At 34.4% G+C, this 17,177-nt stretch carries 14 protein-coding genes; 10 read left to right on the top strand and 4 right to left on the bottom strand.

All coding sequences use genetic code 11. From position 1 onward, the window contains the following. Positions 1 to 196 precede the first annotated feature (196 nt). The 6 genes from arcD (at position 197) to hcp (ending at position 8,128) form a co-directional block, all read left to right on the top strand. Positions 197 to 1,624: an arginine-ornithine antiporter gene (gene arcD / locus AB1280_RS07745; protein WP_272190093.1), complete on the top strand. Its 1,428-nt coding sequence runs from the start codon at positions 197 to 199 to the stop codon at positions 1,622 to 1,624. Positions 1,625 to 1,783: 159 nt separating this feature from the next. Next, a complete protein-coding gene (locus AB1280_RS07740; RefSeq protein WP_272190066.1) occupies positions 1,784 to 2,044 on the top strand; it encodes a LemA domain protein in 261 nt (86 codons plus the stop codon). Between the two features lie 84 nt (positions 2,045 to 2,128). Beyond that, positions 2,129 to 3,937 (top strand): hypothetical protein, encoded by a 1,809-nt coding sequence (locus AB1280_RS07735; protein WP_429755453.1) that lies wholly within the window; start codon positions 2,129 to 2,131, stop codon positions 3,935 to 3,937. After that, positions 3,927 to 5,777, top strand: coding sequence for a hypothetical protein (locus AB1280_RS07730; RefSeq protein WP_429755452.1), 1,851 nt, complete (start codon positions 3,927 to 3,929; stop codon positions 5,775 to 5,777). The genes AB1280_RS07735 and AB1280_RS07730 overlap by 11 nt, the downstream gene beginning before the upstream one ends. A 361-nt stretch (positions 5,778 to 6,138) precedes the next feature. Next, on the top strand, positions 6,139 to 6,735 hold the full coding sequence (locus tag AB1280_RS07725; protein ID WP_429755451.1) for a hypothetical protein: 597 nt from the start codon (positions 6,139 to 6,141) through the stop codon (positions 6,733 to 6,735). 106 nt (positions 6,736 to 6,841) lie between these two features. Further along, positions 6,842 to 8,128 carry a hydroxylamine reductase gene (hcp, locus tag AB1280_RS07720; RefSeq protein WP_429755450.1) on the top strand — a complete coding sequence of 429 codons (1,287 nt, stop codon included), beginning with the start codon at positions 6,842 to 6,844 and terminating at the stop codon, positions 8,126 to 8,128. Between the two features lie 46 nt (positions 8,129 to 8,174). On the opposite strand, the gene AB1280_RS07715 is transcribed toward hcp, so the two are convergent. Continuing rightward, positions 8,175 to 8,666 carry a chromosome segregation protein gene (locus AB1280_RS07715; protein WP_429755449.1) on the bottom strand — a complete coding sequence of 164 codons (492 nt, stop codon included), beginning with the start codon at positions 8,664 to 8,666 and terminating at the stop codon, positions 8,175 to 8,177. A 358-nt stretch (positions 8,667 to 9,024) separates the two neighbouring features. Here AB1280_RS07715 and AB1280_RS07710 point away from each other — a divergent pair, with 358 nt between their 5' ends. Further along, a complete protein-coding gene (locus AB1280_RS07710; RefSeq protein ID WP_429757303.1) occupies positions 9,025 to 10,380 on the top strand; it encodes a hemolysin family protein in 1,356 nt (451 codons plus the stop codon). A 245-nt stretch (positions 10,381 to 10,625) separates the two neighbouring features. Here the strand turns inward: AB1280_RS07710 and AB1280_RS07705 are convergent, their stop codons facing one another. Then, entirely contained in the window at positions 10,626 to 11,018 is a 393-nt protein-coding gene (locus AB1280_RS07705) for a YueI family protein (protein WP_429755448.1), read from the bottom strand. 176 nt (positions 11,019 to 11,194) lie between these two features. Here AB1280_RS07705 and AB1280_RS07700 point away from each other — a divergent pair, with 176 nt between their 5' ends. After that, positions 11,195 to 12,334 carry a BA2291 family sporulation histidine kinase gene (locus AB1280_RS07700; protein WP_429755447.1) on the top strand — a complete coding sequence of 380 codons (1,140 nt, stop codon included), beginning with the start codon at positions 11,195 to 11,197 and terminating at the stop codon, positions 12,332 to 12,334. Positions 12,335 to 12,628: 294 nt separating this feature from the next. Here the strand turns inward: AB1280_RS07700 and AB1280_RS07695 are convergent, their stop codons facing one another. Beyond that, positions 12,629 to 13,861 carry an aminopeptidase gene (locus AB1280_RS07695; protein ID WP_272190059.1) on the bottom strand — a complete coding sequence of 411 codons (1,233 nt, stop codon included), beginning with the start codon at positions 13,859 to 13,861 and terminating at the stop codon, positions 12,629 to 12,631. An 89-nt stretch (positions 13,862 to 13,950) separates the two neighbouring features. After that, entirely contained in the window at positions 13,951 to 14,715 is a 765-nt protein-coding gene (locus tag AB1280_RS07690) for a DUF4397 domain-containing protein (RefSeq protein WP_272190058.1), read from the bottom strand. Between the two features lie 212 nt (positions 14,716 to 14,927). Here AB1280_RS07690 and yjcZ point away from each other — a divergent pair, with 212 nt between their 5' ends. Then, positions 14,928 to 15,077, top strand: coding sequence for a sporulation protein YjcZ (yjcZ, locus tag AB1280_RS07685; protein ID WP_272190057.1), 150 nt, complete (start codon positions 14,928 to 14,930; stop codon positions 15,075 to 15,077). 220 nt (positions 15,078 to 15,297) lie between these two features. Beyond that, complete coding sequence (locus AB1280_RS07680; protein ID WP_429755446.1) at positions 15,298 to 16,770, top strand: NAD(P)/FAD-dependent oxidoreductase; 1,473 nt, start codon at positions 15,298 to 15,300, stop codon at positions 16,768 to 16,770. The last annotated feature ends 407 nt before the right edge of the window (positions 16,771 to 17,177 follow it).

The following is a 17,177-nucleotide window of genomic DNA, read 5'->3' as shown; positions in this document are numbered from 1 at the left end:
ATAAGCGACTTTTTTTATGCATACTTATACTTTTTTTCGAAAAAGTATTCCATTTTTGCTCGTTTTCTTTTAGAATAAGTAATGTTTTTCTGAAAGAATATAAAGTGAAACAGTTCGTTATTTTCGAGGTACGTATTTTATATATAAATAACTCACAATATGAATGCCTGGTAGAACGGAATGAGCACATCAAGAAATTGCAGACGGGGTGATACCAATAGAAAAGAAACTAGGATTTTTTCCATTAATCGCACTTGTAGTAGGAACAATGGTTGGAGGCGGTGTATTTAGTTTACCGCACGATTTAGCAGCAGGCGCAAACAGCGGTGCTATTTTAATTGGTTGGTGTATTACAGGACTAGGAATGATTCCGCTTACTCTCGTATATCAATCGTTGGCATATCGAAAGCCTGAACTTGAGGGTGGCATTTATAGCTACGCACGCGCTGGATTTGGGGAATATATTGGATTTAACAGTGCATGGGGATATTGGATTGCTGGAATATTAGGCAACGTTGCAACAATTATGATGTTATTTAATTCATTAGCATACTTTTTCCCAATTTTTAAAGGCGGTAATAATGTCCCGGCTATCATCGGTGCATCACTTGTATTGTGGACGCTTCATTTTCTTATTTTACTTGGAATTCGTGAAGCCTCTATTATGAATTTTATTGCGACAATTGGTAAGTTTGTTCCAATTCTGCTGTTTATTGTAATTATGATTGCGGCATTTCGTTGGGATACATTTACGCATGATTTTTGGGGAAAAGGTACAGTCTCATTATCTTCTGTATTTGGACAAGTGAAGAACACGATGCTTGTTACGCTTTGGGTATTTATTGGCGTAGAAGGAGCCGTCGTATTATCAGGACGAGCAAAGCGTAGTCGTGATGTTGGAAAAGCAACTGTATTTGGTTTACTGTTAGTAATGAGTGTTTATATACTAATTTCTGTTTTATCGCTAGGAGCGATGCCACGAGAGGAATTAGCGGCACTTGAAACGCCGTCAATGGGACATGTATTAGAACATGTCGTTGGTTCATGGGGAGCATATATTATTAACTTAGGGTTAATCGTCTCGCTTATTGGTACCTTAATTGGTTGGTTCTTACTTGTTTCGGAAATTTCTCACGTTGCTGGAAAAGACGGTGTGTTTCCGAAGGTATTTACGAAAACGAACAAAAATCATACACCACATATGGCATTATGGATTTCAAACTGTGTTGCCCAAACATTATTTATTATTGTGTTATTTTCAGAATCAACATATCAGATCATGTATTTTATTGCATCAACATCAATTTTACTCCCATATGTATTTTCAGCACTATATCAGTTAAAGCTAGTGATTACAAAAGCATATGAAGGAAACAGATGGAAAGATGGGATACTTGCTCTTATGGCAGCTACATATGGTGTTTGGCTTGTGTATGCAGCTGGATTGAAAAATTTATTGCTTGTTTCTTTGGTATATGGTATCGGTCTTATCGTTTATGTCGCTGCAAGAAAAGAGCAAGGGAATCGCTGCTTTACTCGCGTTGAGCAGTATGTAATGGTTATTATCTTATTTGCAGCCGCTACTTCTATTTATATGTTAGTTTCAGGGAAGATCGGAATGTAAAGATATTAATATATAAAAGGATTTATGCATGAGTGTGGGCATAGATCCTTTTTTAATGAGGGAAAAATTATTTGGCGTGTTAATTTACAAAGTATTAGCAGGGATTTCTAGTAATGAGCAGAATATATAGATTGAAAAGGTATGTAGGAGGGGATTGTTATGGAAGAAAAGGAAAAATTAGCGCGAATTGTAGAGCTAGCAATAGACGTCCGAAAATTACTAGTGCAAGAATCGTTCTTTAACCGACATCCCGAACTACGTGGAGCGGTAGAAAATTTAGCATGTTCTGTAGAAGTTTTAGCTAATATGCAAATACATGAAGATAAGAATGTAGAAGATACGTTACGTTATGTCCTAACAAAAATGAAGATTGCTCACAACGCAATTTCTCAAGAAAAAGAAGGCTTTCATTCAACCTGACAATAAGTGTCAGGTTTTTTTGTTTCTAGTTTGCTTTTATTCTTCATACAATGATAAAAGCATCGGAAAAAGAAGGTGAGCAAGATGAAATTAGAGAAACCTCTTCATCCAAGCTTTGTAAAGAGATTACAGCATATGCGTTTTGTCGGGAAATTCGCAAAAGAGCAGAAGAAAGAATCCTTTTTTGTCGTTTGTCTTTCACCAATCCCTAACATAATTGAGGCAGCTTTTGGAGAAGGTTGTTATATCTTTGAGGGTTTATATAAAAACAAACAAAATGAAAAGTTTTTTGCGAGTATAAAAGAAGGAAACAGAGAAAAACAATTGTTGTTATTCCGACTCTCTTATACAGGTGGCAATTTATATGCAGAACTAATACGTTGTGAAGAAAGGGATATAGCAAATTCCTATAAAATGATTCCTTCGCCTAAACTATCAGTCTTAAAGGAAAGAGAAGTGTTTGAAAGAAGGCTTGGGAAAGGATATGTTTCATTTTTGATACCAAAATTCCCGTATGATTTTGGTGTACCAGAGTTGTTATGGTATGAAGGACGGATATATGGAAATGTATCTTTAAAATCTTCTATAAGTGCCATTACATATCGAGAACAGAGAAGAGATGTTCGTTACCTTGATATTGATGATTGGATGCAATATGTCGATATGAATGTAGAGAATAGTATATTTTTTGTTCGAACAGAAGTATATGAACAATTAGAAAAACAAATAAAAGAGAACGGAAAAGCAATTGAAATTATCGATACAAGCAAACAAGAAAAAGGAAAGGAATGGAATGAACGTGAATATTCTTTTATACAATATGTGAAGCAAATTCTCGCAGAAAAAGAATTATATATTGATGAAAGCGATATTTACAATTTTCATATTTGTGTAAAGACAAACTTTTTAACAATAGTAGGTGGTATGCCTGGGATTGGGAAATCACAGTTTGTGCAAGCTTATGCGGAAGCACTCGGATTAACATTTGGGAAAGAGTTTATTTGGGTTCCAGTCTCACCGTCATATCAAGAACCACATGATGTGCTAGGGTATCTCCATTCAAATGGAACCTATATGGAAAGTGAAACAAAACTTATTCGAACGTTTTTAGAAGCAGCTGAGAATCCAAATCAATTATATATAATTGCATTTGATGAAATGAACTTATCCTATATTGAACATTGGTTTACTCCTTTTTTATCACTCCTACAGTTAGAGAGAAAAAACCGTATTTTATCTTTGTATGCAGCGGATAACGGAAAAGAACAGGATGTGCCATCACAAATAGAAATTGGTGATAATGTCATTTTTGTTGGAACAGTTAATTTTGATGAAACAACAAAAGAGCTATCCGATCGTTTATTAGATCGTGTAAATGTTGTATCCCTTCAAAAAATCCCATTTTGTGAGATGAGTATGATTGAGAAAAAAGGGCTGAAACTTCCGTTTGCATTTTCTGTTTCAGCACTAGAATTTCGAATGAACTGGGTTCATCACAAGGCAATGCTTAATGTGTTTACAGAAGAAGAATTGGAATTATTAGATAAAATGCATCAGTTATTATTTCTTCACGATGCGTCAAAAGGAATTTCTTTTCGCGTTGCGTCAGCAATCGCTAATTATTTACAAAATATCCCGTGTGATGAGGAGGGAACCTTATTAATAAGCCGTGAAGAAGCATTTGACTTACAAATAAAACAACGTATTTTAACAAAGTTACGTGGTACAGAAGCTACAATAGGTGTATTACTTCGTGAAGAGGGGAAAAAAGAAGTATCTCTTGTACAATTATTACAATCATCACTTGCAAATTGTGTATCAACTTTTGAACATTCGCTATTGTATTTGAAACAAAAACGGCGAGAATTGGAGCTATACGGTTATGTTAAATGAAAGCACGTATGAGACAGAAATTATAGAAACAGGAGAGAAGCTTCCGTTTGTATTGAAAGTGATAGTAGGGGCAGAAGAGAAGGGAGAACATATCATATTAAATAAACTTTGCGCTTCACCCGCTACGATTTCATCGTGTGTGTACAAAGTACAAGAATTAAAACCTCTTAGGCTACATATACAATCACAATATCCTATAAAGATTACGTTTATTTGGAATAAAGTATATGAAGGACAAAAGCAACATATGGAATGGAAATATGAGCTGCATGAAAAACAACGTACTATTTTACTGTATGAGCATGGAAAAACGGATTATTTATATCCATGGCGTTGTGGTGTATATCATTTTGAAGTGCAGATTGGAGATGAATTGTTTTACGGAGCGTTTCAAATCGTTCCGAAAAATTTTTTTGATGATCAACTAGAATTAATTCAACAATATGTAAAGTCTGTGCTAAATGGGATTATTTTAGATCGAGGATATTATAAAAAGACATTTGTTACATTTGCAGAGATTGAAGACTATTCATATATGCGTATGCTCAGGATGTTGCCGCAAAAAATGAAAAAAGTAAAGCAGTTATACTATGAAGTGCAGCAAAAAGTAAATTTTGAAGATGATTATATATGGGAAATGCGGGAGAGAAAGCAGGGAAGAAAAAGCACTATTATGCGTGAGAAAAAACCGTATGAAAAGTGGTATAATCGACGTTTTAGGGAGAAAAAGCATGATAAAATGAATGGCTATGTAAAATATAAAACGAAATTGTTTTATAATCAGTTATTAGAAATTGATTTATTTTTGCACGAAACGATTCAGAAATTAGAAAGGGCGCAGCAAACGCGAAGAAATGAGAAAAAAGCAGTGCATACTATTTTACAAACGATTGAGCGAAATGGTTCTGTGACGGAGCGAGACAAACAGAAATATCGTAACATTCACTTGTTAAAAGACACAGACTTACGCAAAATTGCTATGAAAATTCAAGAATATAAGGTGCTTTATATAGTTTTGCAAAGTACACTAACGTATTTTTCAAGCCTCTTACATACACCGTTTTGGAGAGAAGTTCGGGAAGAAACTACACTTACAACACATTCGCTGTCTCCTGTATACTATCAATTATTACATCAGCTTGAATTTTCATCGCATCGTAATGAATTAGAACCATCATTTTTATTTGTTTATAAACCGACATTTTTAATTTATGAGTATTATGCGTACTTTACTGTTGTGGCAATTTTACAAGAACTTGGTTTTAATGATTACATGTCAATTGCAGAGCAAATTCAATCGTATTTTTATTTAGATGGTTTACAGGATGGCACGACTATTATATTGGAAGACGAAGATTTGCAGCTGCATGTAGTATTTAATGATTTAATTGAAACGCATCCGCTTATTGCGCTCAGTAAACAAAGTCACTTTTATAATGGAGAGGATACAAAAAAACCGGATATTCGTATTGATTGCTATAAACGAGGGGAAACTTCCTATGAATATCAATCATCTATTATAGTTGAAGTGAAATATAGCCCGATGTATAACATTTTTCAGCCAGTTGGAAATACGAAAGCAACCGAGCAGATGTATAAATATTGGTCAATTAAATATGTAGAAGAGCAGAATGGAAAACGGTTATTTCACCGCCGTGCAATTTATGAAGTTATATGTGTATATCCAGGTAGTAATATGCATGCAAAAAAAATTGAAACAGGTTGTGGTGTATTTTTACAATTGTATCCGTATAAAACAAAAAAAGGTGAAGAGAGATTAGCGGGAAAAAAAGAACTGGTAAATATTTTTCAGTATTGGTTAACAGGGATTAAGAAATAACGTTTCACTTTATCTAGCATTAACATGTAGTAATACCTAGCAAGAAGTGGGGATAAATGCGCGCTCTCCATCAGTGAGGAATTAAGAAAATCCAAACTGATGGAAGTTTCATATTTTTCTTCTATTGGTTAGTTTTTTAGGTTTTAAGATGAAGGAAACATTTCCTAAACGAAACATTCTTGTATATATAGTTATGTTTTGAGATTTTTTGTATAAACACACAAGTAATACAGGAATCTTGATTTATGTATAGAAATTATAAATGGAAAAATAGTTTTTCTTGCATAGCAAGTTTCCTTTTTATATGATAGATGTTGAAAGCGCTAACAAAAGTAAAGGGTGATAGGAAAGGCGGGGGAATATGTTCCAACGTGTTCAAACAAAGGAAGAACATTTTTGGTTCGAACAATTATGGGGAGATTTTTGTGAAGAACGAAACATAATGTTTATAGAACGAAATTTAACACCTTCAAGATTTTTATTAATAGAAGATAATCATTATATCGGAACTGTTGAATGCATATTTTATACAACACCTGAACAATCAAATTCCGAGTTTTTTTATCTGTTTTCTGAAAATGAATATATAAAAGGATTAAAAAACGTATACGAAATTGGAAAGTTAAGTATTGCAAAAACATCTCGCGGTCGTGGACAATTTAAGCAACTTGCGACGATTTTATTTATACATGCATTAGAAGTAAAAGCAGAGTGGTATATTGCAGTTGTAACAAAGCGTATGTATATGTACTTACGTTCATTAGGATTCCCGATAGAGCCTATTGATGATGCATTTGCTGTAAATGATCAACTACAAGGTGTACCAGTTCGTATTCATGTTATGAAAGGATTGACACATATGTATTCTTTGAAAGAATTTCGTGATGTCATTCAAGGAAATGCATATGCACAAGCCTTAATTAAAGAAAACAGTAAAAATGTTATGTTAACAAGATAATTATTGTCACAAAATTGCACCATTTCATGTGATTATCATCACATCTCTCGAAAACGATTTGTACTACGCTTACATTATAAAAACCGCTAGAGAGGGGATGGGAATGATGTTTTGTCATCAATGTGAACAAACGCCTACTGGAGGATGTAAAATTATCGGAGTTTGTGGAAAAGATGAAATCATAGCAAGTTTACAAGATATTATCGTCTTTGCTTTAAAAGGAATTGCTGCATATCGTACCCATGCAGCACAGCTTGGATACACAGACCCATTTGTAGATGCAGTAACGCATGAAGCGTTATATATGACGTTAACAAATTCAAACTTTAATGAACAAGAACACTTAGATATGGCAATGAAAGTCGGGAAAGCCGCGATTCGCGTGATGGAATTACTTGATAAGGCACATACGGATCATTTCGGAGTGCCAGGACCAGTACAAATTACACAAAATCGCGCTTGTGGAAAAGCAATAGTTGTTACAGGACATAATTTATTTGCGCTAGAAGAGTTATTAAAGCAAACTGAAGGAACAGGTATCAATATTTATACACATTCTGAAATGTTGCCTGCACATGGTTATCCGCAGTTGAAAAAATATGTTCATTTAAAGGGGAATATCGGAAAGGCTTGGTATGATCAGCGCCGCTTATTTGAAAAATTTTCAGGAGCTATATTAGCGACGACAAATTGTGTGATGCCAATTAAAGGTACATATGCAAATCGTTTCTTTTCCTATGATGTTGCAGGATTAGAGGGAGTGCGAAAAATTGAAAATAATGATTTTACATCGCTTATTGAAACGGCGTTGGAACTTCCAGATGTCCAAATGGAATCAGAAGAACAGTTAACAACGGGATTTCACCATGAAACCGTATTATCGCTTGCACCAGAAATTATTGATGCGGTGAAAGCTGGTAAAATCCAACGTTTCTTCGTTATTGCTGGTTGTGATGCACCTGGAAAAGGCGGAGAATATTATCGGGAATTAGCAACATCCTTACCACCAGAAACAGTTATTTTAACGACATCTTGCGGGAAATTCCGCTTTAATGATGTAGATTATGGCGTTGTGCCAGGAACGAATATACCGCGTTATATTGATCTCGGACAATGTAATAATTCGATTTCAACAGTAAAAATTGCAGCCGCTTTAGCGGAAGCATTTCAATGTGAAGTGAATGAACTACCAGTCAGCATTGTATTATCTTGGTTTGAGCAAAAGGCTGTAGCTATTTTACTCGGATTATTTAGCCTCGGTATTCAAGATATTCGTATCGGTCCGAAAGCACCAGAGTTTATATCACCAGATGTACTACAAGTGTTACAAGACGCATTTCGTTTACAACTCATTACAACAGCAGAAGAAGATATGAAAGCGATGTTATCATAATAAAAAAGGTGATGTTTATCGAACATCACCTTTTTTATTACATATATTAAAATCCAAAAATACTTAAAATCATTTTACGGCGCTTAGGCTTTTCTTCTTGTTTTGCCGCTGCCACTTCTGGTGTAATATAGATAGATTCTTTTCGTTTAAGTGCTGTTTCTAATTGGTCAATTTTTGCATGCATTTCTTCCATTTCATTACGGTGGTGTAACAACTGATAACTTACGACATCATCTGCTTTGTCTTGTAATTTTTCTTCTAGCCGATCTAAGCGTATGGAAATGTGTTTTAATTCTTTTATAAATTGTTGCATTTCATTTGACGGTGCTGCTTCAGCAGCATGATAGGAAGATAGTTCATGATTATGACTTGGTACAGAACGTTGAAAATCAAGCATTTGTTGTAAATCTTTTTCATCAAAAACATAGTGGCCAAATTTATTCTTTTTTAACTCTAATCCGATTTGCTGTGCAAGACGGATAACAGCTTTTGGACTAATACCTAATGTTTTGGCAATCATCGGCGTTTTATACTCCACAATAACCCCTCCTATGTCTCGTTAGTTAGAAGGTTTCGTGATAACTCATTCGTTCCCTGCATGACTGACAAAAGAAGTGAGAAATCGGCAAAGAAAGTGCTTTTTGACAAAAATATTTTTTTAGGAAAAAAACATCGCGAAAATGAAAAAAAGTTGTCTAATTCCAGTTGTTTCTCTTATTTGACGGAGAGTATAAGTTTCGTTATCATAAACGTAAATATCTTTTTTTGTGTAAGCATATAATGTATAAAAGGGAATTACTAGTGTAGAAACTTGTAAGATTGTTAGAGAAGTTGTTTTTAGAATAAAATAATTAGGAGGTGGCTTCCTTACTTACAAAGTGGGTAAGGAAATGTATTTGGACATATTTAGTATAAGTATGGTGATTGTTTTAATTGCCTTAACTGCTTTCTTCGTTGCTTCTGAATTTGCAATTGTCAAAGTAAGAAGCTCGCGTATCGATTATTTAATTGCAGAAGGAAACAAACGCGCAATTGCTGCGAAAACAGTCATTACAAACTTAGACGAGTATTTATCAGCATGTCAGTTAGGGATTACAGTGACAGCGCTCGGCCTTGGATGGTTAGGAGAACCGACAGTGAAACGTATGCTGGAGCCGATTTTTATAAAATTGGAAGTGCCTCCCTCGGTGACATCCGTTTTATCTGTTTTACTAGCTTTTATGTTCATTACCTTTCTTCACGTTGTCGTAGGCGAACTAGCTCCGAAAACATTTGCGATTCAGAAGGCGGAAGGGATTAGCTTATCAGTTGCAAGACCGCTTATCTTCTTTTATCGACTTGCATATCCTTTTATTTGGACATTGAATGGTTCAGCGCGTATTGTTACGAGAATGCTAGGTTTAAAGCCAATGCAAAAGCATGAAGCAGCCCATTCAGAAGAAGAGCTACGTATGCTTGTATCAGAAAGTTATAAAAATGGTGAAATTAATCAATCAGAATATAAATATGTGAATAAAATTTTCGAATTTGACGATCGAATTGCGAAAGAAATAATGGTTCCACGTACAGAAATGGTGATTTTAGAGAAAGAGCAATCTGTTATGGAAGCAATGAAGATGATGTCAAATGAGAAATATACGAGATATCCTGTCATTGATGGTGATAAAGATCATGTTATTGGTTTTGTAAACTTTAAAGATGTTTTCACAGATTTTGTGAAACATGATGGGACAAATAAAGAAACTGTTGCACAGTATGCCCGTCCGATTATTCAAATTATTGAATCCATTGCTATTCATGATTTATTTGTAAAAATGCAACGGGAACGTACACATATGGCAATTTTAGTGGATGAGTACGGCGGAACGTCAGGACTTGTAACAGTTGAAGATATTCTAGAAGAAATTGTTGGCGACATACAAGATGAATTTGATACGGATGAAAAGCCAGAAATTCAGCGCATTAGCGAAACAAAAACAATTTTAGAAGGAAAAGTACTTGTTAGTGAAGTTAATGCATTGTTAGGACTTTCGATTGATGACGAAGACGTTGATACAATTGGAGGTTGGATTTTAACAGAACATCTTGAAATTGAACAAGGTGAAAGTATTGATATTGAAAATTATAAGTTTCGTATTGTTGAATTAGATGGACATTACATTAAACAAATTGAAGTGACAAAGCAGCTTGCAATGCAGTCTATAGAAGTAGTAGAACAACCTGTTTCATTTCAAGAACAAGTCAGTTCATAATTTTACCTTTACGGTGAGGTTTTTTGTTTATCCCGCTATTCGTGGGCAGTAATACTCCCACCTCAAAATTCGGCGAAAGCATTGTCCAGCTTCAACGTCCTGCGATTCTGAGCGACCCGTTTCCGCTTTTCTTAAGAAGTTAGGTAGGAGCTGAGCTGATAATCAGTGGGGGATGAAGTGCCCTACTGATTAAAGTTTCACTTTATCGTAAAAAATACGCCCGTTTAGAGGTCGGGCGTATTTTGTCAATTCATCTCTTGCCTGTAAATTTCATCTTCTACAAAAATATGTTCTTTTTCAACTGCTGTATTATGTGCGAGAACAAGTCCAATCGGTGTATTTGCATCTTTATTTTGTACAATTGTAAACGGCACTTGTTTTTCATTTGCTAATTTAATGTATTTAGATAAATGTGAATAAGCTACGGTACCGTTCACATACAATGTTAATTTTTGTTCAGAACTCATCGTGTTTTTAATTTCTGGATATACGTTGGTTTGCATGACTTGCCCGATCGTTAATGCTATTTCCACACGTTCACGTAATGTGCTTAAAAACATGTTACGTTCTTCAGGTTTATTTTGTTTTTGTCCATAAATGCCTTCTTGAAGATAGTCTTCCACATTTTTATTTGCCATTTTTTTCACACCTTTCCTGTTTCTATTGTATGAAAAAGATGAAAAGGATGCAAAAAAATAATTTCACATACTAAATTGAAAAATTTTATCAACATGAAATAACAAAATGTGACAATAGTGTCTTAACGAAAAATGTTTTTTGTGTTAATATTCAAAATATATAGGGTGTTTTTCGTATGGAGATGGAGGGAATGGGGGTTTTTCCGATCGAAAAAGATATTAGTAAAATGTTTTGTACGTACTTAGAAAAGAATAATAAGCAATTTGTAGAGAACTGGAAAAACAAAATTATTATTTCAGAAAATGATCCTTTTAAACAAGAAATTTTTGAGAACGGAGAAAAATTGTTATCATTAATGATTAAACTTATTATGAGTGAAGATGATATTGAGCTCATTAGACCAGTATGCGAAAAAATTGCTATTGAGCGTGCGGGGGCAGACGCAAATATTGGCGATTTTGTCTATAATGCGAATGTAGGACGGAATGAATTATTTGAAGCAATGTGTGAATTAGATGTGAGTGCTCGTGAACTAAAACCAATCATGGGAAAGATACATATTTGTTTTGATCGTTTAATTTATTATACAGTTTTGAAATACTCAGAAATTATATCGGAAAATTTGGAAGAAAAGCAAAAATTCATTAACGAAACACATAAAGAGAGATTGACAATATTAGGGCAAATGTCAGCAAGTTTTGTTCATGAATTTCGTAATCCATTAACATCTATTATGGGATTTGTAAAATTGTTAAAATCTGATCAACCGCATTTACCGTATTTAGATATTATTTCACATGAGCTTGATCAATTAAATTTTAGAATTTCTCAATTTTTACTTGTGTCGAAAAAAGAAATATGGAATGAAGCAGAAAGATTTTGGCTGAATGATTTATTTCATGATATTATCCACTTCTTATATCCGAGTTTAGTAAATGCAAATGTTTCTATTGAGAAAAATTTACCGTATCCAATACCATTTACGGGGTATCGAAGTGAAGTTAGGCAAGTATTTTTAAATATTTTAATGAACTCTATTGACGCTCTTGAAGGAATAGAAGAGAGTAAGAGAATTGTTATTGATGTGTGTGAAGACGAAGAATTAATACATATTTTAATTAAAAACAATGGACCAATGATTCCAGCAGAAAATATAGAAACAATATTTGAACCATTTGTAACTACAAAAAAGTTAGGAACTGGAATTGGATTATTTGTTTGTAAACAAATTGTGGAGAAACATAAAGGGTCCCTTACATGTAAGTCAACAGAAGAGTGGACAGAATTTCATATTTCATTTGAAAAAGTAATATAGAATACAGTGGAATGTAGTATAGTTGTGGGAAACTGCAGCGACTGTATATATAAGGGAAACGTCTTTCCTTTTAAGGGGCGAGATTATCTGGACATACATCGCGCGGTGAATTGTATGCTGGAAAATTAAAATGGATTTATATATTTTTTTAAGTGCCATACTGTGGTTGTTTGTTAATTTTAAAAAGACACTGTTCTCATTTTGAACGGTGTCTTTTTGTGAAAAGAAATGTTGATATATCAAAATGTGAAGTAGATAAAATGAGTTGATAGTTTTTTATGTTTTGTCACAAATTTAGAATGCCCAGTTACCTTTTCTAAAGATAGGCTCAAGTTTTCCATCTGATGTTTCGCCGTCAATATCGAGGGTGGCAGATCCAATCATAAAATCAACATGAGTAATGCTATCATTTAATCCATTCTCTTGAAGATCTTCTTTGCTCATATTAATACCGCCTTGAATACACATAGGAAGTGCACTGCCTAATGCGAGATGACAAGATGCATTTTCATCAAATAATGTGTTGAAAAAGATAACATTTGTATTAGAAATAGGTGAATCGTGCGGAACGAGCGCAACCTCTCCTAAATGCAGAGCTCCTTCATCTGTTTCCAGTAATTTTTTCAAAGTTTCATAGCCAGTTTCAGCTGAACAATCAATAACTTTTCCTTCACGGAAGGTCAGAGAGAAATTGTTGATTAATGTACCACCGTAATTTAAGGGTTTTGTACTGCTTACTACACCGTTTACCCCTGTTTTTAAGGGGACAGTAAATACTTCTTCTGTTGGCATGTTCGGTATAAACGGAGTATGTAATTTATTTTGAAATTGAGCACTTAACCATTTGTGGTTATCTGGAAGTTCAATCGTTAAATCTGTTTTTTCAGATTTATAATGTAGCTTTTTATACTTTCTCTCATTTAAATGATGTGCTTTACTATTTAATAATTGAATATGATTTTTCCATGCCTCTATTGGGGTATCATCAGTTACTCTCGTCATTTGAAAGATCAGATCCCATAATTTATTGACACCTTCTTTAGCACCCAGTTCAGGGAAGATTTGCGAAGCCCATTCGTTGCTTGGGACAGAGATAATTGACCAACTACATTGACTATTAACTCGGTATTCGGTAAGCTCCTTCAAACCAGAGGCATTTGTTTTCATCGCAATTGCAAGTCTTTCTCCATCAATATCTTGAAGAAGAGTAGGGTTAGACGCATCGATATATAAAAAAGCAGCATTATTTTTCGCTAATTCAACAAGTCCTTTTGCTTTCCAGTGAGGGAATTCCTTCAACCCTTCTAATGGTGAATGCAGGTACTTAATTAGTGTTAATTCTTCATCTGAGTATTCGACATGGACATTTTTTGCTCCAGATTGATAGGCTTGCTTTGATAATTCACGAACTAAGCGAGAAGATGTAATAGGTGCGTGAATTACGAGAGTTTGTCCTTCTTGAATATTAATTCCAACTTGTATAACTAATTGCGCATACTTTTTTAAATTTTCTTCAAAACGATTCATGAGTAACCCCCTAGAAATATACAGATTTACCTATAATTATAAATAAAGTTAAATATTTTTTCTATTCTGTTTTTTTGTTTGTGAGAAATTCAATTTGTCAAAAATAAACTTTCCAACTTTGGGGATTTATTTACATAGCCAAGTGTAATAATCGTATAAATTTTATTTGCCTCAATTTTCACTTCAGGAATTGTTAATAAAACGTTTTTGGTTCCCGCAACAGCTATTTCTATATCTGCTACACCAGGACTCACTTGTAAATAATCTGTTGCTTGTTTAAATGAAACCTTTTCAAACAGTTTTTCCCCATCCTTTAAAGCAACATCTACTTGAGGTGCATCAGGAGATAAATGAACGAATCGTATTTTTGCTTGTCCATATGGAAGAGGTGTATTATCAGTTACATGTAACAGCTGCAGTTTATCAGCATTACCAACTGCAGCAAGAGTATATACATGATTTCCCATTACAGGAATGAGCGTTGAAAAGATGGGAGTTTCCTCGCCGGCAGGTACGATATCAACGCGGTATTGCCCTTGTGTGAGTGAAAGATATGGACTATATTGCTTAAACGAAATGTTTTTTACTACTTTTTGTCCATTTATGACAATATCAATAGAAAATGAATCAGGAGAAGCGTGTAAGATTCGAACGTAAGAAGGTAATGCTTGCTCACTTGAATATGGTGGTGATACACGGCTTTTCTCGTAAGCTTGTACAAGTTGTTTCATTGCCTCAAATTGTTTTAAATATACCTCCATATATTTTTGCGGATTTGTATATTTGTAATAACAAGCAAGCTGTTCATACATTACAGCTTGCTGCGCATATTTTTCTACTTCTAATGAATTCATTGATTTGCCTCCTCTGTTATCATTAATACAACTATATGCATGTACAAAGAGAAGATATGCAAATAAAGTCTTGTTAATCTTTAAGAAGATGAAATCTCTAGCTAAGATGGAGATTTTTTTAATTTCTAGGCAAACACACATACAAAAAGATGTTTGTCCTACATATTTTATCAATGTAAACTATTTTAAATGGATGTAGGGAGTGAAAAACTATGTGGGGTTACGGTGGAGGATATCCAGGTTATGGCTGTGGATATGGCTACGGTGGATATGGCGCTGGGGGCTGTGGATATGGCTTTGCGATTGTTGTTGTGTTATTTATTTTATTAATTATTATTGGAGCTACTTGCGTACGCTTCTAGTTATGCAGAAAGAGCGTCATGGTGAACCGATTAATTATACATTGATCGGTTCTTTCTTTTTTTAGCCCCCTTTTTCAGCCGGTAATTATGAAAAAACCATTTTTTCACGAACGATAATTTTATATATCATTATATAGTTCGTATATTCTATTGACATTCTAAATGGAGCATGATACCTTTAGTAAGGATTTTCTAAGGAATGCAATGGGGGAATGAATATATGAATACGAACTATGATGTAATTGTCGTAGGTGCAGGTCCTGCGGGGATTTTTTCTTGCTATGAAACAATTGGTAAAATGCCAAATGCAAAAGTGCTATTAATTGATAAAGGACATGATATTTATCGGCGTAATTGTCCGATTCTTCAGAAGAAAGTAACGAAATGTCCACCTGCCGCTGGAAAGAAGGAGTATGCAGGATGTTTACCGGCATGCTCAATCACAAATGGATTTGGCGGAGCAGGAGCATATTCAGATGGTAAATTTAACATAACAAGTGAATTTGGTGGTTGGATGACCGATTATTTATCTCCATCGACAGTAATGGACTTAATCAAATATGTAGATGAAATTAACTTAGCACACGGTGCAACTATATCAATTACAGATCCATTAACGGATGAAGTTCGTAATATTGAAAAACGTGCTTATGCAGCTGGATTAAAACTATTGCGTGCACAAGTTCGTCATCTAGGGACAGAACAAAACTTAGAAATTTTAAAAAGCATTTTTGAATATTTAAAAGAGAAAATTGATATGAAATTTAAAGTGGAAGTAGACGATATCGTAACGGAAAAAGCAGAGAATGAACATACCGTACGTGGAATTATTTTAAAAGATGGAACAATGTTATCTGCGAAAAAAGTAGTCATTGTACCAGGTCGTGATGGGTCTGCTTGGCTTACAAAAATTATGAAAAAACGTCGTTTGAAAATGAGCACGAACCAAGTAGATATTGGTGTTCGCGTTGAAACTTCGAATATCGTGATGGAAGAAATAAATAAGCATCTCTATGAAGGGAAATTTGTATTCAACACATCTGTCGGAACGCGAGTGCGCACATTCTGTAGTAACCCGTTTGGTCATGTTGTTGTTGAAAATCATTCTGGTATTATGACAGCGAATGGTCATGCATACAAAGATCCGGCACTTGGTAGTGATAATACGAACTTTGCGCTCCTAGTATCACACCAATTTTCTGAGCCGTTCGATCAGCCGAACGAATACGCACATGAAGTATCACGCTTAGCAAATCGCATTTCAATGGGGGGAGTTACGGTACAAAAGTATGGAGACATGTTAAAAGGTCGCCGTTCTACGCCGAAACGTATCCAAGAAGGATTTCTTGAGCCTACGTTAAAAGAAGCGGTACCAGGAGACTTAGGTCTTGTATTGCCATACAATACAATGAAGAGCTTAATTGAAATGACAGAGGCATTAAATCACGTCACACCAGGCATTGCCTCTGAACATACATTATTTTATGGTGTAGAAGCGAAATTCTATTCAGCAAGACCAAAACTTAATAAACATTTCGAATCAGAAATTTCCGGTTTATACTTAGGCGGAGACGGTGCTGGGGTAACACGTGGATTAGCACAAGCGAGTGCATGTGGTGTTCATATTGCTCGTAATATTGTAGAACATTTAACTAGTAAAACAGAAAAAAGAGAAGAAGTTGTAGTGGGATAATATATAGTAGAAGAAACTTGTCTTATCATAGGACGAGTTTCTTTTTTGTGAAAATTTTGTCTAGATTTGTTTGAAAGTATATGAAATAAAATGAAGAAGTAAGAAGGAAATTCACTAGAGGGTTGTCGAAGTTTACACATTAGCAGCAAGTTTTCGCCTCAAATGATATTTTAGAAGAGAGGAGTATAGAGATTTTTAATTGATGGTTTTGTATAGATAGGGAGGGATGTAGAGAGAAAGTTGTTGGCTTATAGATTATTATTTCTGAAATTTCTTTCTATTTTATTTTTATGCACTTATTTTTATATTCTGTAATAATGGCTTTTTAATAGATTCACTGCTTAGGCAGAGAGTTCTTTTTTTTATGAAAGAAGAATTGATTTTCTACATAATTTATATATGAGTTG

The organism is Bacillus sp. S10(2024) (assembly GCF_050473865.1).
GTDB lineage: Bacteria > Bacillota > Bacilli > Bacillales > Bacillaceae_G > Bacillus_A.
The sequence above is the reverse complement of the archived record's forward strand: the minus strand, read 5'-3'. Positions and strand labels throughout refer to the sequence as shown.

Excerpts from the sequence above, each read along its gene's own strand:
- AB1280_RS07740 (WP_272190066.1), top strand. The coding sequence starts at position 1,784 with ATGGAAGAAAAGGAAAAATTAGCGCGAATTGTAGAGCTAGCAATAGAC.
- AB1280_RS07735 (WP_429755453.1), top strand. The coding sequence starts at position 2,129 with ATGAAATTAGAGAAACCTCTTCATCCAAGCTTTGTAAAGAGATTACAG.
- AB1280_RS07730 (WP_429755452.1), top strand. The coding sequence starts at position 3,927 with ATGTTAAATGAAAGCACGTATGAGACAGAAATTATAGAAACAGGAGAG.
- AB1280_RS07725 (WP_429755451.1), top strand. The coding sequence starts at position 6,139 with ATGTTCCAACGTGTTCAAACAAAGGAAGAACATTTTTGGTTCGAACAA.
- hcp (WP_429755450.1), top strand. The coding sequence starts at position 6,842 with ATGTTTTGTCATCAATGTGAACAAACGCCTACTGGAGGATGTAAAATT.
- AB1280_RS07705 (WP_429755448.1), bottom strand. The coding sequence starts at position 11,018 with ATGGCAAATAAAAATGTGGAAGACTATCTTCAAGAAGGCATTTATGGA.
- AB1280_RS07700 (WP_429755447.1), top strand. The coding sequence starts at position 11,195 with ATGGAGATGGAGGGAATGGGGGTTTTTCCGATCGAAAAAGATATTAGT.
- AB1280_RS07695 (WP_272190059.1), bottom strand. The coding sequence starts at position 13,861 with ATGAATCGTTTTGAAGAAAATTTAAAAAAGTATGCGCAATTAGTTATA.
- AB1280_RS07690 (WP_272190058.1), bottom strand. The coding sequence starts at position 14,715 with ATGAATTCATTAGAAGTAGAAAAATATGCGCAGCAAGCTGTAATGTAT.
- yjcZ (WP_272190057.1), top strand. The coding sequence starts at position 14,928 with ATGTGGGGTTACGGTGGAGGATATCCAGGTTATGGCTGTGGATATGGC.
- AB1280_RS07680 (WP_429755446.1), top strand. The coding sequence starts at position 15,298 with ATGAATACGAACTATGATGTAATTGTCGTAGGTGCAGGTCCTGCGGGG.